This is a genomic window from Paenibacillus sp. 32352 (genome assembly GCF_002042965.1).
Classification (GTDB): domain Bacteria; phylum Bacillota; class Bacilli; order Paenibacillales; family NBRC-103111; genus Paenibacillus_S; species Paenibacillus_S vulneris.
On the sequence record NZ_MZNT01000017.1, the window covers coordinates 87,895 to 113,214 of the forward strand.

Sequence of the window (25,320 nt, forward strand, 5' to 3'; positions counted from 1 at the left end):
TAAGCAGTAAATAGGAGGGGTTATTATGGCGCTTAGAGTTACCCAGAGCATGATGAGTATGCAGCTGATACGAAACCTGAATACCAACACGATGCGGATGAATAGCATGCAGGAGCAAATGTCGACAGGCCGCAGAATTAATAGGCCTTCCGATGATGCGGTGGGTATTACGTATTCCTTACGTTATCGCAGTGAGCTGGATGCGAACGATCAATATATCAAAAATGTGGATACCTCCAGATCGTGGCTCGATTTCAACGATACGATGCTGGACCAGGTGGACCAAGTGTTCTTGCGAGCTACGGATTTGGCAACACAAGGGGCAAATGGCACTAATTCGGAAGCTGCTTTGAAGAGTATAAAAGCTGAAGTAGACGAGTTATACAAACAATTGGTCACTATAGGAAACAGTAAGCTGAACGGCAAGTTTGTTTTTAATGGCCAGACCACGGACAAAGCCCCTTATACAGAGGAAGACGCCGGGAATGAGACAACGGATCCATATGAGGTGGCATTCGAAGTTGGGGCAGGCATTAAATTGCCTGTGAATCTGACGGGGAATGAAATTTTCGGATCTCGAACTGACCCGGATAATGCGTTTCAAATTTTAAAACAATTGAGCAGCGACCTGGAATTAGGCAATACAACCGGGGTATCGGCAGCGCTTGACAAGATTAGTTCAAGAATGAACACCATTGTCTCCACCCGTGCTGAAATTGGTGCCAGAGTCAACCGCTTGGAGTTTGTTGAAAACCGCTTAAAGGATATCGGTCTGAACATTGAAGGGCTGCAGTCCAAAGTGGAGGATGCTGATTACAGCAAGCTTATGGTAGATTCCAAGGTTAACGAGAATATATACCAGGCTTCCTTGTCGGTAGGCGCCAAAATTATATCTCCGACGTTAGTTGACTTCTTACGTTAAAAGGAGGCCGCGGCTTGATTCCATTCCCCCAGATCGATATGCGTCAGCAGTTTGGCCGAATCGGTATTGATGCGGATTTAGGGCATTATGAAATTCATCAGTCCAAGGCAACGTTAGATATCCAGACCACTCCATCCAGATATGAAGTTAACTCGCCTCAAGGCGAACTTCATATTAATCAAGACAGAGCATGGAGTGCATTAAATGGAGGCAAGCCTGCTGAATTCACCAATCGAATCTATTCCCAGATGGACGGTATTCTTTTACAGGCCATAGCCAAGATCGTACAGGATGGCAATCGTATGGCGGCACTGAACGTGCCCGGTAACCCATTAGCAGATATCGCGTTTGAGAATGCTTTCGAACCCCAGCCTTCTATCGAGTATATGGGAGAGGCTTCATATGATAACGTGGATATCGAGTACATCCCCCATAAGCCGGATATTCAATTTGTAGAAGGAAAGCTGAATATACAAAGTCAAGTGAATAAGCCGGAAATTAATTATGTGCGGGGAAAGCTGGATATTTATATGGAGCAGTCTCCCAAACTGGATATTATACCGCCTGTCATTGACACAAGGCTATAAACATTACAAACTATAGATTATTACAATCTGTAGTTTTTGTTTTTTACGTAAGAATAATGATAATTTTATAAAAGATAAGGTTAAAATGGAAAGGGATGTCCTTCATGATACTTGACTCTTCTAGGCTTGGCAAAATTACTGTTGATGAACAGGAATTTATTACATTTCCGACGGGAATCCCGGGATTCGAGGAACTGAAAACGTATGCGATCGTTACCCCGGATCCGGATTTGCCCTTATCCTACCTGCAATCGGTGGAGAATCCTGAGCTTTCCTTTATTATCGTGGACCCGTTCCTGTTTGAACCAAGCTATGAGTTTATCTTGTCGGAAACCGCAAAAGAGGAATTAAAGGCAAGCCTGGAACAAGACATTGTGGTGTGGAGTATCGTTTCAGTCCGGGATGATTTCAAAAACGCCACTCATAACTTATTGGCCCCATTGGTCATTAATATGAAGGAACGGTTAGGGAAGCAAGTGATTTTGCAAAATACTCCATACAAAACCAGACATAGGTTATTTGCTGCTAATGGATGAGATGGATAAAAGAATAGAGAGGTGAATAAGCTATGCTGGTTTTATCAAGAAAAAAGGGTGAATCGTTAATGATAGGCGACCAGATTGAGATCGTGGTTCTGGCTGCCGAAGGCGATACCATCAAACTAGGCATTCAGGCACCCCGAAATATCGAGGTTTTACGAAAAGAAGTATACGAGCTCATCCAGAATTCCAATGAAGAAGCGTCCTTACCTAGCCCTGATTTAGGGGAATTGAAGGAAATGATCAAAAAAAGAGGGAAATAAGAGATAATGGGATGAATTTAGGAGAAATATGCAGAAAATCGTTGATATTTGTCCAGATATGCCCGAAATTAAGCTGATTAACATCTATAAACGAAAAAACAATGGTACGATATATATAGTAAGCGGTTCAATAGGATCGGCCGAGCTATGGACCGCTATATTATAAACTCGCAAGGAAGCGGGTTTTCACTTCAAGGAGGAAGAATTCAATGATTATCAACCACAATATGAACGCATTGAACACTCATCGCCAAATGGGTACGAACAACGTAGCTGCCGGCAAAAACATGGAAAAATTGTCTTCCGGTCTTCGCATTAACCGTGCGGCTGACGATGCTGCTGGTTTGTCCATCTCCGAAAAAATGCGCGGTCAAATCCGTTCCATGGAGCAAGCTCAACGCAATGCTCAAGACGGTATCTCCCTGGTTCAAACAGCTGAGGGCGCTTTGACTGAAGTAAGTGATATGCTTGTTCGTATCAAAGAATTGTACACTCAAAAAGCTAACGGTACATACAACACTACTGACAAAGCGAACATTGATGAAGAGTTGAAAGCTCTGAAATCCGAGATCACGAACATTGGAACTAACACCAAGTTCAATGATATCGCGTTGTTGGATAGCAGCTTGTCTGTAGATATCCAAATCAACCATACTTCTTCGGATACTTTGAAAATTGCATTGGGCACTAACATTGCAAGTGTTGGTACAAGTGCTACTGACCTTGACAATGCAACCAAACAAATCGATGCAGTTGCAAAAGCTCGCGCTCAACTGGGTGCTCTTCAAAACCGTTTGGAACACACTTCCAACAACTTGGGTACTACAACTGAGAACCTGACTGCAGCTGAATCCCGTATCCGTGATACTGATATGGCTAAAGAAATGGTGAATTTGACGAAGAACAACATTCTTCTTCAAGCTTCCCAAGCTATGCTTGCTCAAGCCAACCAACAACCACAAGGCGTTCTGTCCTTGCTGCGTTAATCTTAAAGTCATTAAAGACTTCAGATTTCGATCTGAAGTCTTTTTTTCTCTCGGTGAAAGAGATATAGTGCTGTATATTTCAGGTGAATACATACTTAAGAGGAATGAGCTTATGAGACCTACCGTATCATTGTGCATGATTGTAAAGAATGAGGAACGATATCTTAGGAAATGCCTTGATAGTGTAAAGGGATTTGTGGATGAGATCATTATTGTGGATACCGGCTCTACGGACCGTACGCTGGAAATCGCCAATGAGTTCCATGCCAAGGTAAGTGCATTCGAATGGATCCATGATTTCTCTGCGGCCAGAAATTTCGCTATCCAGCAAGCAAGCTGCGATTATATCCTCCAATTGGATGCTGATGAGTATTTGGAGGACGGAGCTGCGCTGCAAGAAGACATAGCCTCCGACAAAGATTATTACAGTGTGACGATCAAAAATCACAAATCCGACGGGGGTTCCTTCGCTCATCAAGCCGTACGTCTCTTTAAAAATCGCGCAGAACTCCATTATATTGGAAAATTGCATGAGCATTTGAACATTCTCGACCCCTCATTGACTCTATCCTCCGGAGATGCGAGTTCGTTAATTAATCACCTCGGTTATCTGGATGACACCGTGCAGGAAAAAAATAAAATAGAACGTAACTATGAAATCATGCTCAAAGAGCTCGAAGTTAATCCATCCCCCTACAGCTTGTACAATATGGGGAAAGTGTGCATGTCGCAAAGGAAATATGAAGAAGCGCTCAATTACTTTAAAAAATCCTATGAACTAGCCGATAACATGTCCTACGTATATTATCTATTTTGCTATATGCTGACCTGTTTAAGATTCCTGCATCGCTACGAGGAAGGCATTTCCCTTGCCAAAGTACTTATCGATAGACAGCCTTTGTACCTGGATTTCCATTATGAATTGGCCAGATTGTATGAGGAATACGGATGTTTGCAGGATGCAGAGATTGTATTGCAGCACTGCTTGAGTGATCAGCCATGGTCCGAAAAGAAAGTAGCGAACGAAGGAGCCAACGGTTATTTATCTTTCTATAGGCTGGCATGCATTTATGATAAACAGGGAAGAAGCGGGGAGGCCTTCGAGGCTATCTTCGAGGCGATCCAAAGTAATCCAGTGTATCAGCCCGCCATTAAACTATATTTACGGCTTATGCTTAAAGCCAACATCAGTCATGAAGAAGTTATCACCCATTTGGAAAAGACCTACAGCGGTAAAGATGCAGAGACCATCAAGATGCTGCTTGTAGCAATATATGAAGCTCGTCATCCTATCATGGCACATTATTTTACGGAAAAGGATGGGCAACCTCTAGATAAAGAAATTAAAGCTGTCGTTGACCAATACGACCACAAATACGAACAATCCCGGGATTTATGGTTAGAGGTTCCAGACATAAAACCGGATAATATAGTCGATCTGCTCACCTTGTCCCTCATTCTTAAGGATACAGATCTAATGAATAAGTGCAGACCATTGGCTAACACGAGCCATCGGGACTGGAAATTAATCAAAGGTTTCATCAAGAGAGAGCCGTTAACTTCGGACCTGAAAGATTCCTGGATAGAACCACATTCGGTAAACATCGCAGAACAATTCATTGTTCTTGGGGAATTTGATATCTTTGAGTATATTTCGGCGTGTATCATGAGATGCTCTTTAGCCACGCAGATTAAACTTGCCATGCTTTTAGCAGATTACGGATTTAAGGATACGGCTGTGGATTTTCTATTAGAGCATTATAATGCCAACCCTAATCATCCAGATGTTCTTCAAGGCTTGTCTGCTATTTTGTATAGAACAGGTCATTATGAAGAGGCGGCAAGCCTATCCGAGCAGCTGGTGAAGCATAGAAACGATTTCCCATCGTATCAGCAATTGTATTTATGTTATATACACTTAGGAAATGGTGGCTCCGCTCAAAGAGTCGCGCAGGAAATGAAAAAGAAATATTCTTATTCCTCCTGGGTTCAATCCTTATAAAGGGGAGTCACAATGAAGAACACGGTATCGCTTTGTATGATCGTAAAGAACGAGGCTCTCTTTATAGAAAGGTGTCTAAAGAGTGTTAAGGACGAGGTTGATGAAATCATTATTGTAGACACGGGGTCGACGGATGATACCATAGCTCTTGCCGAACGATTTGGCGCCCGCATTTATCATTTTCCATGGAAGAATGACTTCGCGTCAGCCAGAAACTACTCCCTGCAGCAGGCAACCTGCCCATATATTTTAGTATTGGATGCGGACGAATATTTGGATGAAAGCAGTCATATTCAAGATATACTTCATTCACAAAAAAAAGGGTACTCGATCAGAGTCAGAAATCAGCTGGAAGATGGCATGGTCAAAACAACGTCTATCCTAAGGGTCTTTCAGTCCAGTCCGTCAATCCGGTTTACAGGACAGATTCATGAGCAAATTATGCTGGATTCCAGCGAAATCGAGGAAACGGGATTTTTGATCCATCATGTTGGCTATAGGAAGGATGTATATGCCCTCAAAAATAAAGCGGAACGCAATATCCGTATTCTACTTGAAGAGGTGGCCAGCTCTCCCTCGGCCTATGCCTATTACAATGTAGGCAAACAGTACCTTGTGGATGGGGAAAATGAGCTCGCGCTGGAATTTCTCATCAAAGCAAGAAACGAGATGAGCTATCAGGAAAGTATCGATGTTCTGGGAATGGAGATCGATTATAATCTGGCGGATTGTTATTACCGTCTGCATCAACCTGAATATGGAATTCCAGTGTTAAATCGTACAATACAGCAGTGGCCCGAGTATACGGATTTATACTTTATGCAAGCCAGGCTATTCGAGCAAATGGGGTATTGGAAGGATGCAGAGCAGTACTTTAAGAAATGCATTTCATTGGGAGATATGGATGGTGAAGTAGCAAGAGAGGGAGTAGGAGGGTATCTTGCCCATTTTTTACTATCCAGGTTGTACGAGAGTCAGGGAAACCTACAGGGGGCGTTAGAGCACGCGTTTCATGCCCTCCATTTAAAGAAAGACTATATGCCTTGTTTGGAAAATTATATTTCATTGGCCCAAAAGGCCGGGGTGGCTTTTGAGGTTCAAAAGGAATGCCTAAACTTCTGCTATCCTGTAAAAAAGGTAGATGAATTAACGACACTAATAGGTCTTCTATATAAATATAGACATCCGCTTTTGCAGGAATATATTACACAGTATGGCATTCATAACGATATCGCCCTAACCGCATGCGGATTACAATACAGCGGCCAGTATGAAGAAGCACGATTGAAATGGTGCGAGGTGGATGGACTTCACAAGAACAATCTTGAAGACGTTATTCTCCTTTCCTTGCTTATTGATGGAGAGAGGATGATGGAGAAGATTCGCACCATACCTCTTTTAACTGAACAGCAAATCAAAACGATTATCTCTGTTATCAAAAAGGAGAACCTAAGCCAAGATAGAGTGGATGCTTTCCTTGGGCAGGTACTCCTAACATTATGCGAGAGATGCATCAGATTAGGTGAATTTGATTGCTTTGAGTACGTATCGGGATTGATTCGATCGTGCGGGCTGGATATCCAATATCAGTTGGCCCTTCTATTAGACCAATCCGGATTTAAGGATGTGGCCTTTGACTTTATGGTTTCAGTCTTTGAGAGTCAAGAGAGGACTGCAGAAATCGAACAGTTTGTAGGAAGCCGATGTTTAGAGCGCGGCTATAGGGAGGACGCCAAGCATATTTTCCTGCAATTAGCTCATACTGCTCCTTCATACGATGTATATTTATCTTTGTACGAACTGCTGTTATTAGAGGAAGCCCCCTCTCAGGCAAGAGAGCTGTTAAGTGACATGAAGAACAGGTTCCCGCTTTCAGCCGTTATTCAGTCATTATGATGGTCCATGAGGCATTTTTCAATTATCTCTAAACAATAAGAAGCGTATATCCGATATAAATGGTAAATATCGTTCTGTCGGGGGTGTATTTCTGTGATATCGGATGTATCGCTTAACGGTAGTTCCTCCATTCCGCTTACGGGTAAAGAGACTGCTGTAAAAGCTGCGGAGCCTATAAGCAGCGCTCCAATTACTAATTCCAAGGACTTACATAAGGCCGAAATACAAGGAGCCCGCGTGTCGACGGGTGATGAGCAAATTGTAAAGGCCATTGAACGTGCATTGAAAGCACTGCAAGGTCCAACCACGATGGTAGAAGTGTCGGTTCATGAAGAAACAAAGCAAGTCATGGTTAAGGTGCTGGACCAGGATTCAGGCAAAGTCATCCGAGAAATCCCCCCTGAGAAAATGCTAGATCTTGTCGCCAACATGATGAAGGTTGCAGGGCTTTTAATAGATGAACGGAGATAAATAGTGGAGGTGTGACTTATGGTACAAAGAATTAGCGGCTTTGCATCCGGGATGGATATAGACCAGATTGTAAGTAATATTATGACGGCCAAGCGGGTTCCTCTGGATAAGCTGAAGCAGAAACAGCAGACGTTACAGTGGCAGAGGGAGAACTTTAGAGATATCAACTTAAAGCTGGTTGAGTTTAGAAAGAAAACGTTTGACAACTCGCTGGCAGGCTCCTTTCAAGCCCAAAAATCTACGGTAACCGGCGATACCAATGCCGTTACGGCTAAAGCAAGCAGCCAGGCTACATCCGGGAGTGTGAGCATCGAGGTTACAGAATTGGCCAAGACGGCGTCCGTTTCAAGTACTAACGCTTTGCTGGATACTAGCAGCAACAAACCCTATTCAGCTTCAACCACATTAACGGCTGCAGGTATTAGCGGGACTAAAATTACTATAAATGGATCTGAAATCAAGTTTGATACAGATGAGACGATAGGATCGTTGGTTACAAAAATAAATCAAAATAAGGCTGCCAACGCGAGCGCATATTATGACGAGGTTACGGGGAAATTATCCATCACCTCTAAGGTTTCCGGGAAAATCAATGGGGATGGAAAGATTGCCATTGGTGGTGATGGGAACTTTTCTGCGAAATTCGACCTCACCAATGTTACCGTCGGTGACGACGCCAAGCTTAAAATCAATGGAATTGAAACGACACGTCCTACCAACAGCTTTAATGTTAACGGAATTGATATTACGCTCAACGCTAAAACAACCAGTCCGTCTGTCATTACAACAGCGGTAGATACCGATCAGGTTATCGAGAAGATTAAGTCCTTTATCTCCGACTATAACGATTTGTTGTCAACCTTAAACACAAAAGTGAAGGAAAAGCATGACAGGAACTTTACGCCACTAACGGATGATCAGAAAAAGGCCATGAAGGATGATGAGGTCGAGAAGTGGGAGGAAAAGGCGAAGACGGGCTTGCTGTATAATGACAGCATATTAAATGACGCTATTTCCAAACTGCGGTCCAACATATCCTCCGTAGTCATGGTTAATGGTGAGAAAGCGATATTGGATCAAATAGGCATTACGACGGGGCAATGGTTCGAAGGCGGCAAACTGATTTTGAAGGACGAGTCCAAGCTTAGAGAAGCCATTGAAAAGGAACCGGATAAAGTAGCGGCATTAATTACGAGCAAAAATAAAGGCATGTATGACGACCTTAAGAAAACGCTGGATTCACTTACTGAAAGAGCAGGTACCTCCTTCGTTGCTACGTCCAAGGATGCGGTATTGAAAGAAGAGAGCACGATCGGGCGGCAGCTGAAAAGGTTGAACAACGATATCTTGAACCAAACCAGACTATTGAATGATATGGAAACAAGGTATTATAAACAGTTTACGGCTATGGAAACCGCTATGAATAAATTTCAATCCCAGTCGTCTTCGTTTTCCAGCTTTGGTTAAGAGAATAAGTAAGAGGTGAACCCAATGATCCAAACGCCATTCAATAAATATCGGGAGACTTCTGTCCAAACTATGACTCCTGCCCAGCTCTTAATTATGTTGTACGATGGAGCCATTCGTTTCGCCAAAAAGGGAGTCGAAGCCGTTAAACAGAAAAACTATCAAGAGGCTAACAACAGTTTTATTAGGGTCCAGGAAATTATAAATGAATTGGTGGCATCTCTTGATCATTCCTATCCTATTTCGAAAGATCTGCTGCACTTATATGATTATTTCCTCCGGAAAATGATTGAAGCTAACATCAAGAAAGATATTCAGCCTGCCTTGGAGGTTATAGATCATCTAGTAGAGCTTAAGGAAACGTGGATTCAGGCCTCGAAGCTTAGTGCATCCTCAGGGTCTGTGCGCAGCCATGGATAATAGCCTAGACGAGCTGCTGCAGCTTACCCACCAACTGGCTTCCAGACTGGAAACGGCAGACTACGAGGAAATGGTTGAATTTGTGGATACGCGGGAAGAGCTTGTACAAAACATCCGGCAGCAATATGAGCAGCATCATTTCGATAAAGCATATCTGGAGTCCGCACGGGCATCCATCCTCAGCTACGATACTCTGATTCTTCGCCGAATGCAGCAATTAAAGGATGAAGCCTCAGGGAATCTGAATAGAATGACCGCGGCCAAGCAGCAAAAATCGAGTTATGAAGCGAAGTATGCTCCGGAAAGCTTGTTTTTTGATAAAAAAAAATAGAGGAAGCTCCTTTCAAAACAACCTTCTGCCCCAAGCGAGGGTTGTTTGTTTTATATCTGAAGAAAAAAATCGGCAATCCCAGGCATGTGTACAAGCTTATTTTATATATCCACCATCCCTGTGGATAATGTGCATAACTTTGTGTATAACTTTATAGAAAATGTCGAAAAACCGCGTAATGATGCGGTTTTTCTTTGTGAATACTTTATTCACCTCATGTTAATACGTGAATTTTCAAAATATTTTGCTAAAAGCCGTGGATATAATTGACATCCGTGGAGAGGGGATGCTATATTCGATTTGTGGGCATGCCCACAGTTATTTGATAATGAAGGGAATGTTTTACATGCAAGGTAAAGTAAAATGGTTTAACGCAGAAAAAGGATACGGTTTCATCGAGCGCGAAGACGGCGGAGACGTATTTGTTCACTTCTCGGCAATTCAATCCGAAGGATTCAAAACGCTGGAAGAAGGTCAAGCGGTTGAATTCGATATTGTGGAAGGCGCTCGCGGACCACAAGCAGCTAACGTTATCAAACTATAATCATCCGGCTTCAATGCCCTAGTATAGATGGTTATTCGATACAATTAGCAGCGACAACACCCTGGAATAGATCCGGGGTGTTTTTTTATCTTTCGGGTCTCCACGCAAAGGCCTAAATCAGCTTCGAGATGAAGCATCCTTTATAAGGTTATTATATTTTTGTTAAGCTTTATGGAAGCAGAGGCACTTCCAGGAGCCCTATCATCCCGCGGAAAGCGAGCGATCTTCTCTTAAAACGCTGATTCTATGCGCTTTGTCACATCGTCACTAAATTGTTAGAATATTTTGAAAAATTGTCGATAAGTATGAAGGATTTTTGAAGGTGCCTATAGAATATAGTATAATAGGTACATGAAAGGAGGAGAAGTACAATGAAATTCAACATTCGCGGTGAACGTATTGAGGTTACTGAGGCACTTAAAGAGTATGTTGAGAAAAAGCTTAGCAAGCTGGAAAGGTACTTTGAAACTCCCCCTATGACTGAAGTGCATGTCACACTGAGTGTAGTCAAAGGATTACAAGCAGTCGAGGTGACGATCCCGCTGACAGGTGTCATGCTGCGGGCCGAGGAAAAGAGCAACGATATGTACGCTTCCATCGATATGGTGATCGATAAGCTGGAGCGGCAAATCCGTAAGCACAAAACAAAGGTGAATCGTAAAATCCGCCAAGAGGGCGGCATGAGGGATATATTGAGAGTGGATTCCCCTGCACAGTATGAAGATGAGGATGAATATGAACTGGTTAGGACCAAGCAGTTTATGCTTAAGCCGATGGACATTGATGAAGCTATCCTGCAAATGAATATGGTTGGTCATAGCTTTTTCGTTTTTGCCAATTCCAATACAGAGCAAGTGAATGTGGTATATAAACGCAATGACGGCAAATACGGCTTGATTGAACCGGCCAGATAATGGATGCGAAATTCGGGAGCTTGCCTGACAGGGCAGGCTCTTTAGCGTTTATTGAAGAAACTATTGACAGAAGATAATAAAAGGATACCCCGCAATTCTTGCGACTTGTGTCGCAAACTGCTACAATTTAAGGCAAACCGTTCTAAAAAAAGGGAGATGGGCCCATGCTAGGACTCGTTAAGAAAATATTCGGCGATTCAAATGAGCGTGAAGTGAAGCGGCTGTGGAAAACGGTCGAAGCAATTAATGAATTGGAACCCTCAATGGAGGGGTTGTCCGATGAGGAGCTTAGACATAAAACTGTAGAATTCCGCGAACGTCTGGAGCAGGGCGAGGATTTGGACGATCTGCTTCCTGAAGCCTTTGCTGTTGTGCGTGAAGCTTCCAAGCGCGTGCTTGGTAAACGTCATTATGATGTTCAGTTAATCGGCGGTATGGTGCTTCATGAGGGCCGTATTGCGGAAATGAGGACCGGGGAAGGGAAGACACTGGTTGGAACCCTGCCGGTATATTTGAATGCTTTATTAGGCAAAGGTGTTCACGTAGTTACCGTCAACGATTACCTGGCTCAACGTGACAGTGCAGAGATGGGAAGAGTGTATGAATTTCTCGGCATGACTGTCGGCGTAAACTTGAATTCACTAGAGCATGGCCAGAAGCAGGCTGCTTACGCTTGTGATATCACTTATGGAACGAACAATGAGTTCGGCTTTGACTACTTGCGTGACAACATGGTCGTATACAAAGAACAGATGGTACAGCGTCCGCTTTATTTCGCGGTAATTGACGAAGTGGACTCCATTCTGGTCGATGAAGCGAGAACGCCGCTCATTATTTCCGGACAAGCAGCTAAATCGACAGATTTGTATTACATGGCGGATCGTTTCGTAAGTAAGCTGAAGGAAGAAGAAGATTATATCGTAGATATTAAAATGCGCTCCGTATCCTTGACGGAGACCGGTGTGGCGAAAGCGGAAGAAGCGTTCGGCATCGAAAACCTGTTCGATCACGCGAACGTTACTTTGAACCATCACATTACTCAGGCCTTGAAAGCTCATGTCATTATGAAGCGGGACGTAGACTATGTCGTTCAAGATAACGAGGTTGTTATCGTAGACGAATTCACAGGGCGCTTAATGACAGGCCGCCGTTACAGCGAAGGCTTGCACCAGGCGATTGAAGCCAAAGAGCAGCTGCAGGTGCAAAATGAATCCATGACACTTGCCACGATTACATTCCAGAACTATTTCCGGATGTACCGCAAGCTGTCGGGGATGACGGGTACGGCGAAGACAGAGGAAGAAGAATTTAAGAAGATTTACGGCTTGGAGGTTATCGTCGTACCGACGAACCGCCCAATGATCCGTCAGGATCTTCCGGATGTCGTGTATAAATCTGTGAACAGCAAATTCCGGGCCGTTGTGGAGGAAATTGTGAAACGTCATCAGACCAAGCAGCCGGTGCTGGTCGGTACGGTTTCCATTGAGAACTCCGAGCGTTTGTCTGAAATGCTGAAGAGAAAAGGAATTCCACACAAGGTTCTGAATGCGAAATACCATGCGGAGGAAGCGGAGATCGTATCCCGTGCAGGACAGCCGGGTGCGGTAACCATCGCCACTAACATGGCGGGACGCGGAACCGACATTATGTTGGGTGAAGGTGTTCACGATGTTGGCGGTCTGCATATTATAGGTACAGAGCGCCATGAGAGCCGCCGGATCGATAACCAGCTCCGCGGCCGTGCCGGTCGTCAAGGGGACCCAGGCTCCTCACAGTTCTACTTGTCTATGGAGGATGATTTGATGCGCCGTTTTGGTGCGGAAAACATCATGGGCATGATGGATCGCCTTGGCTTCGAGGAAGATCAGCCGATCGAGAGCAAGCTGATCACCAAGGCCGTGGAATCTGCTCAGAAGCGGGTTGAGGGCAACAACTTTGACGTGCGTAAAGTCGTTCTTCAGTATGACGATGTGATGAACCAGCAGCGTGAAATTATTTACAAGCAGCGCCGCGAGGTGCTGGAATCGGAAAACATCCGCGATATTACCATCGGGATGCTGATGCCTGTCGTAGAGCGTCTTGTTGAAGCCCACTGTCCTGCGGATCTGGTTCCAGAGGAATGGGATCTACAAGCGATCGTCGATTATGCTAACGGCACCTTCCTTCATGAAGGCCAGTTAACAGCCGAAGAGCTGTGGGGCAAGGAGAAGGAAGAAATCACTGAGTACATGAAGGATCTTGTGATGCGTCTTTACGAAGAGCGCGAGCAGGCGATCGGCGAACCGATTATGCGCGAGCTCGAGAAGGTTATCGTACTGCGTGCGGTCGATTCCAAATGGATGGATCACATTGATGCGATGGATCAGCTCCGTCAAGGTATCCACTTGCGTGCTTACGGCGGTACAGATCCGCTTCGTGAATACCAATTTGAGGGCTTTGAGATGTTCCAGGAGATGATTCAAAGCATTCAAGAGGAAGTAGCTACGTATATTATGAAAGCCCACGTAGAAACGAACCTCGAGCGTCAGCCGGTGGTCGAAGCGGAAGCAATGAGCTCCAACGGAGAGCCGGCTCCGAAGAAGCCTGTCGTTAACAACGACGAGGATAGAGTAGGTCGTAACGATCTGTGTCCTTGCGGCAGCGGCAAAAAATATAAGCAATGCCATGGCGTTCAGTAAGATGAACCGGGTTTAAATAAGGGAAATTTGAACAAAGGGATCGTCGGTATTGTTACCGGCTCCCTTTTTTTGAAGACAACTGGTTAGACTGCTTGCAGTGAATATGGAGGAGTGACGGATAATGTTGGATCCAGAGGTAAAACAGGATTTACGAGAAACGGCTAAAAGGTTAGCTGAGCTTAGGGGGTCTCTTTGACTTAGATCTGAAGCTGGAGCAAATCGCGAACTATGAGGAAAAGATGGCGGCTCCCGATTTTTGGGACGATAACGAGCAAGCACAGAAAATTATTGCCGAGATGAATGCGATTAAGGGGAGCGTAGATGAATTTCAAGCGCTGTCCTCCGAGTTTGAGGATCTGGAAGTTATGGTCGAGCTGTTGCAGGAGGACCAGGATGATAGTATGGCTGCCGATATCGAGCAAGGTATCGCCTCCCTGGTAACGAAGCTGGAGAACTTCGAGCTGCAGCTGTTGCTAAGCCAGCCTTACGATAAATTGAACGCTATTCTGGAGCTTCATCCTGGAGCCGGAGGCACGGAGTCTCAGGATTGGGCGGAGATGCTGCTGCGCATGTATCGCCGTTGGGCGGAGAAACGGGACTTCAAGGTTGAGGTGCTGGACTATTTGCCGGGTGATGAAGCGGGAGTAAAAAGCGTAACGCTGTTAATCAAGGGCTATAACGCCTACGGTTACTTGAAAGCGGAGAAGGGCGTTCATCGGTTGGTACGGATCTCACCTTTTGACGCTTCGGGCCGGCGCCATACATCGTTTGTATCCTGCGACGTGATGCCGGAGATCGACGATGATGTGGAGGTAGAAATCCGCACGGAGGATTTGAAGGTGGATACGTACCGTTCCAGCGGCGCGGGCGGACAGCATATCAATACGACGGACTCTGCAGTCCGGATTACCCACATCCCGACCGGTGTCGTTGTAAGCTGCCAAACGGAGCGTTCGCAGATCAAGAACCGGGAGCGCGCCATGAAAATGCTGCGTTCCAAGCTGTATGAGAAAAAGATCGAAGAGCAAATGAAGCAGCTTGCCGAGATTCGCGGCGAGGTATCCGATATCGCCTGGGGCAGCCAAATTCGTTCCTATGTATTCCATCCATACAGCATGGTCAAGGATCACCGCACATCAGCGGAAACAGGAAACGTCGGGGCCGTTATGGACGGAGACCTCGATATGTTTATCGATGCCTACCTGCGTCTGCAAATCAAATCGGATGCGGCCGAATAATTCGGTGGAGTCTGTTGAAAAACCTGTAAAACTTGAAAAATAGCATCGGTACCCCGGTGAGGTATCCCCCTCCGGCCACTGTTGTTCCCAGAAAAATTTTGATTATATCGCTTACAGCGGGTATTTTCCGAGAACAAAGGCGGACGCTACCGCTCCTACGAGGGATACCCCACCTACCCCCTTTCGCATTTTTCTATATGAATAGGTTTTTCAACAACCTGCACGAATAATTCGGCGTTTTATAAATAAAAACATGGAAGCACATCCTACACATAAAGCCAAGTCTACAGAACGTTGGAAGAGGGGCGGCACGGGCCGTCCATGATCTTGCCTTGTTATTGTTGATACGGTTATGTCCGTGTAGGATGTTTTTTTGTTTGCGATGACATTGTTACGAAGGGTACGGAGGGATGCGTATGCAAAGCAGGAAGAAACGGCCGCGGAACCCGGCGATAGTGCAGCCTGGACCGGGACAGCGCGTCATGGAGTATGTGCTTTTGCTGCTGGGCTCACTGTTGATTGCGATCAGCTTCAATATGTTTTTGAGTCCGAATCAGGTTGCTTCCGGAGGGGTATCCGGCATCAGTATCATTGTGAATTCCTTATTTGGGATTGAGCCTGCCATTACGCAATGGGCACTGAATATTCCTTTATTCTTATTAGGAACCTGGGCTCTTGGAGGCCAGTTCGGGGTTAAAACGGCCATAGGCTCGGTCCTGCTGCCGATGCTTATTCTGCTAACGCGCGATCTTCCGCCATTGACGAATAACATTTTGCTGGCCAGTATTTATGGCGGCATTTTAATAGGTATGGGGCTTGGACTTGTTTTCCGCGGCAGAGGCTCAACGGGAGGGTTGGACTTGGCTGCCCAAATGATACATAGATTTACGGGGCTGAGCCTGGGGCTGGCTGTTGCAATGCTGGACGGGATGGTCATTTTGACCGCGGGCATCGTCTTGTCTCCGGAGAAAGCGCTCTACGCCTTGATCGGATTATTCGTAACGAGCAAAACCATCAACATTGTTCAGCTGGGTCTGAGCTACTCCAAAGTAGCCTTTATTATCTCTTCCGAGACAGCGCCAATTCGGGAAGCGATTTTGCATGATCTGGACCGCGGGGTCACCCAACTGCATGCTACGGGAGGCTATACCGGCGAAGAGAGGACGGTGCTGATGGTTGTAGTAGGACAATCAGAGGTTACCCGGTTGAAGCAGCTTGTGAAGGCATTGGATCCGGGGGCTTTTGTCATATTGAGCGATACGAATGAGGTGCTCGGAGAAGGCTTCAAATTTCATATTCCATCTTAAAAAAGTGAGTGTATGCAATTTGGGACAGATTAGGTAAAATGGGGAAGGCAGCAAGAAATTTTTGCCTCATAAAGTAAAAATTTATGCAGGAAAAATACATCGGGGAAGAAGCAAAATCGGGGGAAAAAATCCATTGAATTATTATACCTTCGAATGTATAATAATACATAGTTTTTCATGTGGAGGGAACGGTTATGTCTAATAAATTAAGAGCGGCAATTATCGGGGCAACAGGATACGGCGGAGTAGAGGTCATTAGGCTGCTTCTGGCGCATCCGAACGTGGAGATCACTTCGGTCATCTCTTCGTCCAGCGCGGGAACGCCGATTGCAGACGGATATCCGCATTTGAATGAAATTATGGTCGGCAACCTGGACGGCATCGACGTAGAACTGATGAAGCAAAAAGCGGATGTGGTATTCATGGCGACTCCGCATGGCGTAGCTGCAGAGCTGGCTCCGAAGCTGGTAGACGCAGGCTTAAAGGTCATTGATATCTCCGGCGATTTCCGGTTGAAGTCTGGAGAAGTGTACGAAAAATGGTATAAGCATAAGCCGGCGGATCCGGCCTATGTAGAAAAAGCGGTGTACGGTTTATCCGAAGTATTCGATGATGAAGTTCGCGATGCGACGTTTATTTCGAATCCGGGATGCTTTCCGACGGCGACGCTGCTCGGCTTGGTTCCTTTGGTCGACAAGGGCTGGGCAGATTTGTCCTCGATCATTATCGATGCCAAATCCGGAGTGTCCGGTGCAGGTCGCGGCTTGAATTTAGCTCATCATTATTCCGAAATTAACGAAAACTTCTTGGCATACAAAGTGAATAAGCACCAGCATACGCCGGAAATTGAGCAGGTTCTCAGCCGTGTAGCAGGTGAAGAGGTCGTTGTATCCTTTACCACTCATTTGGTGCCGATGACGCGCGGCATCTTGTCAACAATGTATGTCAAGCTGAATGGCACTCATTCGGAAGATGAGATCATTGAAATGTACCGTCAGTATTATGAAGGCCGCCGCTTCGTGAGAATTCGCCAGAAGGGCCAGTGGCCGGCGACGAAGCAGGTATGGGGCTCCAACTATTGCGATATCGGCTTCTCGCTGGATGAGCGTACGGGCCGTTTAACGATCATTTCAGTCATTGATAATGTTGTGAAAGGGGCAGCCGGTCAGGCCGTCCAAAACTTGAACTTGATGATGGGCTGGGAAGAATCGACCGGTTTGGCGTTCACCCCGGTGTATCCATAACAGTAACATGCCATGGGTGAGGAGAAGATGAAAGTGAAGGATCAATTTACCGTCGTGCCGGAAGGCTCGATCACAACACCGCAGGGCTTTCGTGCAGGAGGCTTGCATTGCGGCTTGAAGAAAACAAATCGTTTTGACCTCGGTGTCATTGTGTGTGAGGTTCCTGCCCAAGCTGCGGGTGTCTACACACTCAATGCCTTTCAGGCGGCGCCTCTGCGCGTGACGCAGGATAGCATTGCCGTAGACGGCAAGCTGCAAGCGATGATAGTTAACAGCGGCAATGCCAACGCCTGCACAGGTAAGCAGGGAGAGGACGACGCTCGCGAGATGCGTGCTGCAGCTGCAAAAGCTTTTGGCGTTGCGGAGCATCATGTCGGCGTTACCTCGACGGGCGTTATCGGAGAGCTGCTGCCAATGCCTAAAGTGCTGAGCGGGATCGAGAAGCTTCCTGCCGAAGTGAAACTGGACGGAGGAGAAGATTTCTGTCAGGCGATCCTCACGACCGATCTGGTGCAGAAGATGACCTGCGTCAAGCTGACGGTGAATGGCAAAACGGTACATATTGCCGGTGCAGCGAAAGGGTCGGGCATGATACATCCGAACATGGCAACGATGCTCGGCTTTATGACGACGGATGCCAACATTGAGAGCGCCCAGCTGCAAAAGCTGCTGAACGGCGTTACGGATTCCACCTTCAACATGATCACTGTGGATGGCGATACAAGCACTAACGACATGGTTGTCGTTATGGCGAGCGGCATGGCTGGCAATGACAGCCTGACGCCCGAGCATCCGGACTGGGCTTCGTTCGAAGCGGGCTTCCGCTATGTAGGCGAATATTTGGCCAAAGCCATTGCCCGCGACGGGGAAGGCGCTACGAAGCTCATCGAGGTCAATGTGGCAGGAGCTGAGACACAGGAAGCGGCTCGGGCGATTGCCAAGACGATCGTCGGCTCGAGCCTGGTGAAGTCGGCCTGCTACGGCGCAGACGCGAACTGGGGCCGTATCATTGCGGCAGTAGGCCGCGCTGGACAGCCGGTGAATACGGAAACCGTGGACATCCGTTTGGGGGATATCCTCGTACTGGAGCAGTCGCGTCCGGTGAAGTTCGATGAAGACCGGGCCGAGGAGTACTTAAAGGGCGAGCTGGTGCAAATTCACGTGAATTTGAACATGGGCTCGGAGACTGCAACCGCATGGGGCTGCGACTTGACCTATGATTATGTTCGCATCAACGCGGCGTACCGGACGTAAGAGAGATTTTAAACGAAAATAAGCTGAGCAAACGGAACGTCTGCCGGTACAGCACAAGGCTGTCAGCGGGCGAGCCGTGTATATAAAGGGGAACGAAGCATGAGCGCAATGTGTTTTGTGATGAAATGCGGCGGCAGCACGCTGGCGGCTCTGCCGGATTCATTTTTCTTGGATATGAAGAGGCTTCAGGATGAGGCCATCATTCCGGTCATCGTCCACGGGGGCGGTCCGGCGATTTCTTCAACGCTTGAGAAGCTCGGTATCGAAACCGAGTTCGTCAACGGTCTGCGGAAGACCAATGAAGCCGTGCTCGACGTGGTTGAGATGGTGCTGTCGGGTCAAATCAATAAAGAGATCGTACGCAAAATTCAGCTGTCCGGGGCTCGGGCTATGGGACTGTCCGGGGTAGACGGTCATCTCATTCAGGCAGAGCCGGTCGCTAACGCTCACGAAGTCGGTCTTGTCGGCGACGTAACGAAAGTCAACGCCGAGCTGATTCAAGGAATCGTGAAGATGGGTTATATGCCGGTTATTGCGCCTGTCGGACTTGGAGCCGATGGAGGCCAGCGGTATAATATTAATGCGGACACGGCCGCAGGCGCCGTTGCATCGCATCTGGGCGTTGAACGAATGATCGTTGTTACGGATGTGCCTGGCATCATGAACGGCGAGAAAAAAGTGCTGCCTTCCGTAACGGTGCAGGAGATCGACGCTATGATCGCCAGCGGGGAAATTTACGGCGGAATGATTCCGAAGGTTCGTGCGGCGGTTCAATGTATTCAAGGCAAAGTTCGTGAGGTTATCATCGTGAACGGTGCGGAGCCGGAAGTGTTGAGCAAGGTAATCAAAGGCGCTGCGATCGGAACACGAATCGTTAAATAAATGCAATTATCTGGATAGTTATTATAGGAAAAAGGAGTGATTCAGCATGGGAGAAGGAGCTAATTCATTGTTTCCGAATTACGGGCGCTACCCGCTAGCATTTGTGAAGGGGGAAGGCAGCCGTCTATGGGATGAGAATGGCAAGGAGTATCTCGATCTGATGTGCGGCTTGGCGGTTACCAACCTGGGGCATGCGCCCAAACAGGTCAAGGAACGCCTGAAGGATCAGGTTGACCAGCTGTGGCACACCAGCAACCTGTTTCATATTCCGAATCAGGAAAAGCTCGCGAAGCTGCTGACGGACAACAGCTGCGGCGATGCCGTATTTTTCTGCAACAGCGGTGCGGAGGCGAACGAAGCGGCCATCAAACTGGCACGCCGGTATTTCAACAAAGTACTCGGCAAGCCGGACCAATACGAAATTATTACCTTCCACCTGTCGTTCCATGGACGTACCTTGGCAACATTGACCGCGACCGGGCAGGATAAGGTCAAGGACGGCTTTGCGCCGCTTCCAGAAGGCTTCGTATACGCACCATACAATGATTCGGAAGCCCTGGAGCAAGCGATCGGACCGAAAACATGCGCTATCATGCTGGAGATGGTACAAGGTGAAGGCGGCGTTAATCCAGCTGATCCTGCATTCGTGGCCCGCATAGCGGAGCTGTGCAAGCAGCATGGGCTGCTGTTGATCATTGACGAAATCCAAACCGGTATCGGACGTACTGGTAAAATGTTTGCTTACGAGCATTACGGCGTGGAGCCGGACATTTTTACCCTGGCCAAAGGGTTGGGAAGCGGAATGCCGATCGGGGCGATGGTCGGTAAGGAGCATCTGCGCAGTGCATTCAGTGCAGGCAGCCACGGCTCCACCTTCGGAGGCAATTACTTGTCCACCGCAGCGGGTATCGCAACGATGGAAACGATGCTTGCCGAGAAGCTGTCGGATCGTGCGGCGGAGCTTGGGGATTACATCGTCAGTACGTTGAAGGAGAAGCTGGCAGGCAATCCGCTGGTGACGGAAATTCGCGGTCTCGGAATGCTGATTGGCATCGGCTGCACGCAGCCGGTAGCTGATTTGATTACAGCTATCCAGGAGCAAGCCGTGCTTGTTGTTTCGGCCGGGCCTAACGTTATTCGTCTTGCGCCAAGCTTGCTTATCTCCAAAGAAGACCTGGATCGCGGACTTGATGTAGTCTGCTCTGTATTAAGCAAACAAGCCGCAGCAGCGGTATAAGCATCTTTTAGACGACATTAAGCTATCGTTAAAATATATGAAGCCCGCTGAAAGCAGCTTAGAGGGTAGGAATGCTGTTATTTGCGGATCGGTATTGATTCCGGAGTTACAGCCTTGCCCTCCTGCTTGGCGGATAGTTACTTATACAACTTATTGAAAGGGGCGATTACATTGGCAGGAACCGAACAGCCTGTGGCCATCGACTTGAAAGGACGGGACTTCCTGGCCGTTGCCGATTATTCTCCGGAAGAGCTGAAATATTTGATTGACCTGGCTATTGAATTGAAACGGAAGCAAAAAGCCGGGGAGGTATACCAGCCTCTCAAAGGAAAAACGCTGGGGATGATCTTTGAAAAATCGTCAACTCGTACACGCGTATCATTTGAAGTAGGGATGTACCAATTGGGCGGTCAAGCTCTCTTCTTGAGCAAAAACGATCTTCAAATCGGGCGCGGAGAATCGATCTGGGATACGGCGCAAGTGATGTCCCGTTACTTGGACGGCATTATGATCCGTACCTACGAGCACCGCAAGGTCATTGACTTGGCGAGAGGCGCCACCATCCCGGTCATCAACGGCTTAACGGACCGTACGCACCCTTGCCAGGCATTGGCGGATTTCCAAACGATTTTGGAGCATAAAGGCACTTTAAAAGGCTTGAAGGTTGCTTATGTCGGGGACGGCAACAATATGCTGCATTCCTTGATGATGATGTCGGCTAAGCTGGGTGTTGATTTTGCTTCCGCATCGCCGGTCGGCTATGAGCCGGATAAAGGTATCGTGGAGTCCACGAAAGAAGTGGCGGCACAAACCGGCTCCAAGCTGTACGTCGGCAACGATCCTAAGGAAGCGGTAGCGGACGCGGACGTTATTTATACGGACGTATGGGCAAGCATGGGCTTTGAAGCCGAGCAAAAAGAGCGTGAGATCGCCTTTAAGGATTACCAAGTGAACGAAGAGCTGGCCAAGTATGCGAAGAAGGATTACTTGTTCATGCACTGCCTGCCGGCGCATCGCGGCGAAGAGGTTAGCGAAGGCGTTATCGACGGGGAGAACTCGATTATTTTTGATCAGGCGGAAAACCGTCTTCATGCGCAAAAAGCAATCATGGTTGCTGTTATGTAATTTTCACTATAGAGAGTCTGCTATGAAGCGGTGGGCATGAACCAGCTGCCCACTGTGTGCAGGCTTGACGAATAAAGGAGAGCGGGACAATGGCAAAGCAAAAAATCGTACTGGCCTATTCGGGCGGTTTGGATACATCGATCATTTTGAAATGGTTAAAAGAAACCTATGATGCAGAAATTATCGCATTTACTGCGGACATCGGGCAAAAGGAAGAGCTGGACGGTCTGGAAGCTAAAGCTTTGGCAACGGGCGCTTCCAAAATCTATATCGACGACCTCCGCGATGAATTTGCAAAAGACTTCATCTTCCCTATGTTCCAAGCGGGTGCGCTGTATGAAGGACAATATTTGCTCGGTACAAGTATCGCACGTCCTTTGATTGCCAAACGCATGGTAGAAATCGCGCGCAAAGAGGGCGCAACAGCTATCGCACACGGTGCGACAGGAAAAGGGAACGACCAAGTTCGCTTCGAGCTGACTGTAGCTGCTCTGGCTCCTGAGCTGGAGGTTATTGCTCCTTGGCGTTTGGATGAGTTCCGCGAAACCTTCCCTGGACGCGCAGAAATGATCGCATATGCCGAAAAGCACGGAATTCCGGTAACAGCTTCCGCTGCAAAGCCTTATTCGACAGACCGTAACCTGCTGCATATCAGCTTTGAGAGCGGCATGCTCGAGGATCCATGGTTCGATCCAAGTGCGCCGTCTAACAAGGATATGTTCGTCTTGAGTGTAGACCCTGAGGATGCACCGGACCAAGCAGAGTATGTGGAGCTGAATTTTGAAAAAGGGAACTGCGTCGGCTTGAACGGCGACCGCATGACTCCTCTGCAAGTAATGGAACGCCTGAATGAGCTGGGCGGCAAGCATGGCATCGGCCGTGTAGATATGGTAGAAAACCGTTTTGTCGGCATGAAGAGCCGCGGCGTATATGAGACTCCGGGCGGAACAATCCTGTTCACTGCTCACCGCAAAATGGAGTCCTTGACCATGGACCGTGAGGTTATGAACCTCCGTGACTCCCTAATCTCCCGTTATGCGACTCTTGTATATAACGGCTTCTGGTTCGCTCCGGAACGTCTTGCCCTGCAAGCGCTCGTGGATGAGAGCCAAAAGAATGTAACAGGTACGGTCCGTCTGAAGCTGTACAAAGGTAATGTTATCGGAGCCGGCGTACAAAGCCCTGTGAGCTTGTACAACCCTGACATCGCAACGATGGAAGCTGATCCTACACAAGCTTACAATCAAGGTGACGCAACAGGCTTTATCCGCCTGAACGCGCTTCGTTTGAAGGTATCTTCCGGCGTTCAACAAAACGCGAAGAAGTAAGGACAGAAGGCCGTGGGAATCGCGTCCTTTTCGTGAGACGGGCTTTCCTATGGATCTCCATAGGGAGGCCCTGCATCACGTATACAGAAAGAGCTTTCCTCAAGGAAAGCTCGTTAGTATTGCTTACGAAGTCAACTTTCCTACGGAAAGTTCTTAGAAAGGGGCAGCAGCCGTGTCAAAGCTTTGGGGTGGACGATTTACTAAAAAAACGGACCAGCTGGTGGAGGAGTATACGGCTTCCATCATGTTCGATAAAGAGCTGGCTGAAGAAGATATTCAAGGCAGCTTGGCTCACGTAACGATGCTTGGCAAATGCGGAATTTTGCCGCAGGAAGATGTGGAGACCATCAAGGACGGGTTATTGAAGGTGCAGGGCACGATCCGCCGCGGGGAAATGGAGTTCTCTGTCAGCGACGAGGACATCCACATGAACATTGAAAAAGCCCTGATCGAAGAAGTAGGGCCTGTAGGCGGCAAGCTGCACACGGGACGCAGCCGCAACGACCAGGTCGCTACCGACATGCACTTGTACTTGCGCAAACGTGTAGTGGAATTCGTTGGGCTGTTGAATAAGCTTCAGGAAGCATTGATCGAGCAGGCAAAGAACAACCTCGATACAATCATTCCTGGCTATACGCATCTTCAGCGCGCTCAGCCGATTTTGTTCGCCCATCATCTGATGGCCTATGTGTCGATGTTCCAGCGCGATATCGAGCGTTTGCAGGACAGCTACAAACGCATTAACGTGCTGCCGCTCGGAGCGGGAGCTCTGGCGGGAACTACATTCCCGATCGATCGTCATTTCGTGGCTCAGCAGCTGGGCTTCGACGGTGTGTACGAGAATTCCCTGGACGCTGTCAGCGACCGTGATTTTATCATTGAGTTTCTGTCCAATGCTTCCATGATTATGATGCACCTGTCCCGCTTGAGCGAAGAATTCATTCTTTGGTCTTCGACAGAATTCCATTTCATCGAGCTTGACGATGCATTTTGTACGGGAAGCAGCATCATGCCTCAGAAGAAAAATCCGGACGTACCGGAGCTTGTTCGCGGAAAAACCGGCCGTGTATACGGCAACCTGTTCGGCTTGTTGACGGTCCTTAAGTCGCTGCCTCTTGCCTATAACAAGGACATGCAGGAGGATAAAGAAGGCATGCTGGACACGGTTCGTACGCTTCAAGGTGCCCTTCAGCTGTATGCCCCGATGGTTAGCACTATGAAGGTTAATAAGGATCGCATGCGTCAAGCGGTTAACCAGGACTTCTCTAATGCAACGGATATTGCGGACTACTTGGTTAACAAGGGCCTGCCTTTCCGCCAAGCACATGAAGTTATCGGTAAAACCGTACTCTACTGTATCCAAAACGGCAAATTCCTGCTCGATCTGAAGCTGGAGGAATTCCACCAGTTCTCAACCCTTTTCGAGCAGGATATCTATAAAGTGTTGCAGCCGGAGCAGGTCGTTAACGCCCGTAACGTTTACGGCGGTACGGCAAGCAATCAGGTTAGCGAAGCTATTGCTCGTGCTGAGGTAGTGATCAACCATACGAACGAATGGTTCGAGCAGTACAGTAACAAAAGCCAATAATCTATATGGGAAATTGCCCGTTGTTTGAGAAACTCTTCTCGGCAGCGGGTTTTTTATTGGGTTCCAAAGAAAATTTTGAAAATCACGAAGAGATATG

At 47.4% G+C, this 25,320-nt stretch carries 23 protein-coding genes; all 23 read left to right on the forward strand.

The annotated features are described in order from the left end of the window. The first annotated feature begins 25 nt into the window (after positions 1-25). The 23 genes from flgL (at position 26) to argH (ending at position 25,223) form a co-directional block, all read left to right on the forward strand. Positions 26-922: a flagellar hook-associated protein FlgL gene (flgL, locus tag B1728_RS30800; RefSeq protein ID WP_079914255.1), complete on the forward strand. Its 897-nt coding sequence runs from the start codon at positions 26-28 to the stop codon at positions 920-922. 14 nt (positions 923-936) lie between these two features. Beyond that, positions 937-1,509, forward strand: coding sequence for a DUF6470 family protein (locus tag B1728_RS30805; protein WP_079914256.1), 573 nt, complete (start codon positions 937-939; stop codon positions 1,507-1,509). Positions 1,510-1,613: 104 nt separating this feature from the next. Continuing rightward, the gene (gene fliW / locus B1728_RS30810; protein WP_179136271.1) at positions 1,614-2,045 is read left to right on the forward strand and encodes a flagellar assembly protein FliW; all 432 of its coding nucleotides are present in this window, start codon (positions 1,614-1,616) and stop codon (positions 2,043-2,045) included. Positions 2,046-2,077: 32 nt separating this feature from the next. Beyond that, positions 2,078-2,311, forward strand: coding sequence for a carbon storage regulator CsrA (gene csrA / locus B1728_RS30815; protein ID WP_079914258.1), 234 nt, complete (start codon positions 2,078-2,080; stop codon positions 2,309-2,311). A gap of 209 nt (positions 2,312-2,520) precedes the next feature. Then, positions 2,521-3,297, forward strand: coding sequence for a flagellin N-terminal helical domain-containing protein (locus B1728_RS30820; protein ID WP_079914259.1), 777 nt, complete (start codon positions 2,521-2,523; stop codon positions 3,295-3,297). Continuing rightward, a complete protein-coding gene (locus tag B1728_RS30825) occupies positions 3,248-5,299 on the forward strand; it encodes a glycosyltransferase (protein WP_144028062.1) in 2,052 nt (683 codons plus the stop codon). Before B1728_RS30820 ends, B1728_RS30825 begins: the two co-directional genes overlap by 50 nt. A gap of 12 nt (positions 5,300-5,311) precedes the next feature. Further along, positions 5,312-7,195 carry a tetratricopeptide repeat-containing glycosyltransferase family 2 protein gene (locus B1728_RS30830; protein ID WP_079914261.1) on the forward strand — a complete coding sequence of 628 codons (1,884 nt, stop codon included), beginning with the start codon at positions 5,312-5,314 and terminating at the stop codon, positions 7,193-7,195. Between the two features lie 93 nt (positions 7,196-7,288). Further along, positions 7,289-7,666 carry a flagellar protein FlaG gene (locus B1728_RS30835; protein ID WP_256865587.1) on the forward strand — a complete coding sequence of 126 codons (378 nt, stop codon included), beginning with the start codon at positions 7,289-7,291 and terminating at the stop codon, positions 7,664-7,666. A gap of 18 nt (positions 7,667-7,684) precedes the next feature. Then, the gene (gene fliD, locus B1728_RS30840; protein ID WP_079914262.1) at positions 7,685-9,133 is read left to right on the forward strand and encodes a flagellar filament capping protein FliD; all 1,449 of its coding nucleotides are present in this window, start codon (positions 7,685-7,687) and stop codon (positions 9,131-9,133) included. 24 nt (positions 9,134-9,157) lie between these two features. Then, a complete protein-coding gene (gene fliS, locus B1728_RS30845; RefSeq protein WP_079914263.1) occupies positions 9,158-9,553 on the forward strand; it encodes a flagellar export chaperone FliS in 396 nt (131 codons plus the stop codon). Next, positions 9,546-9,884 carry a flagellar protein FliT gene (gene fliT / locus B1728_RS30850; RefSeq protein ID WP_079914264.1) on the forward strand — a complete coding sequence of 113 codons (339 nt, stop codon included), beginning with the start codon at positions 9,546-9,548 and terminating at the stop codon, positions 9,882-9,884. The genes fliS and fliT overlap by 8 nt, the downstream gene beginning before the upstream one ends. 346 nt (positions 9,885-10,230) lie before the next feature. Then, positions 10,231-10,428 (forward strand): cold shock domain-containing protein, encoded by a 198-nt coding sequence (locus tag B1728_RS30855; protein WP_079914265.1) that lies wholly within the window; start codon positions 10,231-10,233, stop codon positions 10,426-10,428. A gap of 371 nt (positions 10,429-10,799) precedes the next feature. Then, positions 10,800-11,342, forward strand: coding sequence for a ribosome hibernation-promoting factor, HPF/YfiA family (gene hpf, locus B1728_RS30860; RefSeq protein ID WP_079914266.1), 543 nt, complete (start codon positions 10,800-10,802; stop codon positions 11,340-11,342). Between the two features lie 164 nt (positions 11,343-11,506). Then, positions 11,507-14,020: a preprotein translocase subunit SecA gene (gene secA / locus B1728_RS30865; protein WP_079914267.1), complete on the forward strand. Its 2,514-nt coding sequence runs from the start codon at positions 11,507-11,509 to the stop codon at positions 14,018-14,020. Between the two features lie 121 nt (positions 14,021-14,141). Next, positions 14,142-15,258 (forward strand): peptide chain release factor 2 gene (gene prfB, locus B1728_RS30870; RefSeq protein ID WP_144028064.1). Its coding sequence is split into 2 segments (ribosomal slippage): positions 14,142-14,213 and positions 14,215-15,258, totalling 1,116 coding nucleotides; the frame shifts between segments, so codons are not numbered across the junction. Positions 15,259-15,674: 416 nt separating this feature from the next. Beyond that, positions 15,675-16,565: a YitT family protein gene (locus B1728_RS30875; protein ID WP_079914269.1), complete on the forward strand. Its 891-nt coding sequence runs from the start codon at positions 15,675-15,677 to the stop codon at positions 16,563-16,565. A gap of 194 nt (positions 16,566-16,759) precedes the next feature. Then, a complete protein-coding gene (gene argC / locus B1728_RS30880) occupies positions 16,760-17,809 on the forward strand; it encodes an N-acetyl-gamma-glutamyl-phosphate reductase (RefSeq protein ID WP_079914270.1) in 1,050 nt (349 codons plus the stop codon). A 27-nt stretch (positions 17,810-17,836) separates the two neighbouring features. Next, positions 17,837-19,063: a bifunctional glutamate N-acetyltransferase/amino-acid acetyltransferase ArgJ gene (gene argJ / locus B1728_RS30885; RefSeq protein WP_079914271.1), complete on the forward strand. Its 1,227-nt coding sequence runs from the start codon at positions 17,837-17,839 to the stop codon at positions 19,061-19,063. Positions 19,064-19,162: 99 nt separating this feature from the next. Continuing rightward, a complete protein-coding gene (gene argB, locus B1728_RS30890; protein ID WP_079914272.1) occupies positions 19,163-19,945 on the forward strand; it encodes an acetylglutamate kinase in 783 nt (260 codons plus the stop codon). Between the two features lie 46 nt (positions 19,946-19,991). Next, entirely contained in the window at positions 19,992-21,182 is a 1,191-nt protein-coding gene (locus B1728_RS30895; RefSeq protein WP_079914273.1) for an acetylornithine transaminase, read from the forward strand. Positions 21,183-21,353: 171 nt separating this feature from the next. Then, complete coding sequence (gene argF / locus B1728_RS30900; RefSeq protein WP_079914327.1) at positions 21,354-22,307, forward strand: ornithine carbamoyltransferase; 954 nt, start codon at positions 21,354-21,356, stop codon at positions 22,305-22,307. Positions 22,308-22,396: 89 nt separating this feature from the next. Next, entirely contained in the window at positions 22,397-23,635 is a 1,239-nt protein-coding gene (locus tag B1728_RS30905) for an argininosuccinate synthase (RefSeq protein WP_079914274.1), read from the forward strand. A 172-nt stretch (positions 23,636-23,807) separates the two neighbouring features. After that, positions 23,808-25,223: an argininosuccinate lyase gene (argH, locus tag B1728_RS30910; protein WP_079914275.1), complete on the forward strand. Its 1,416-nt coding sequence runs from the start codon at positions 23,808-23,810 to the stop codon at positions 25,221-25,223. Positions 25,224-25,320: the final 97 nt, after the last annotated feature.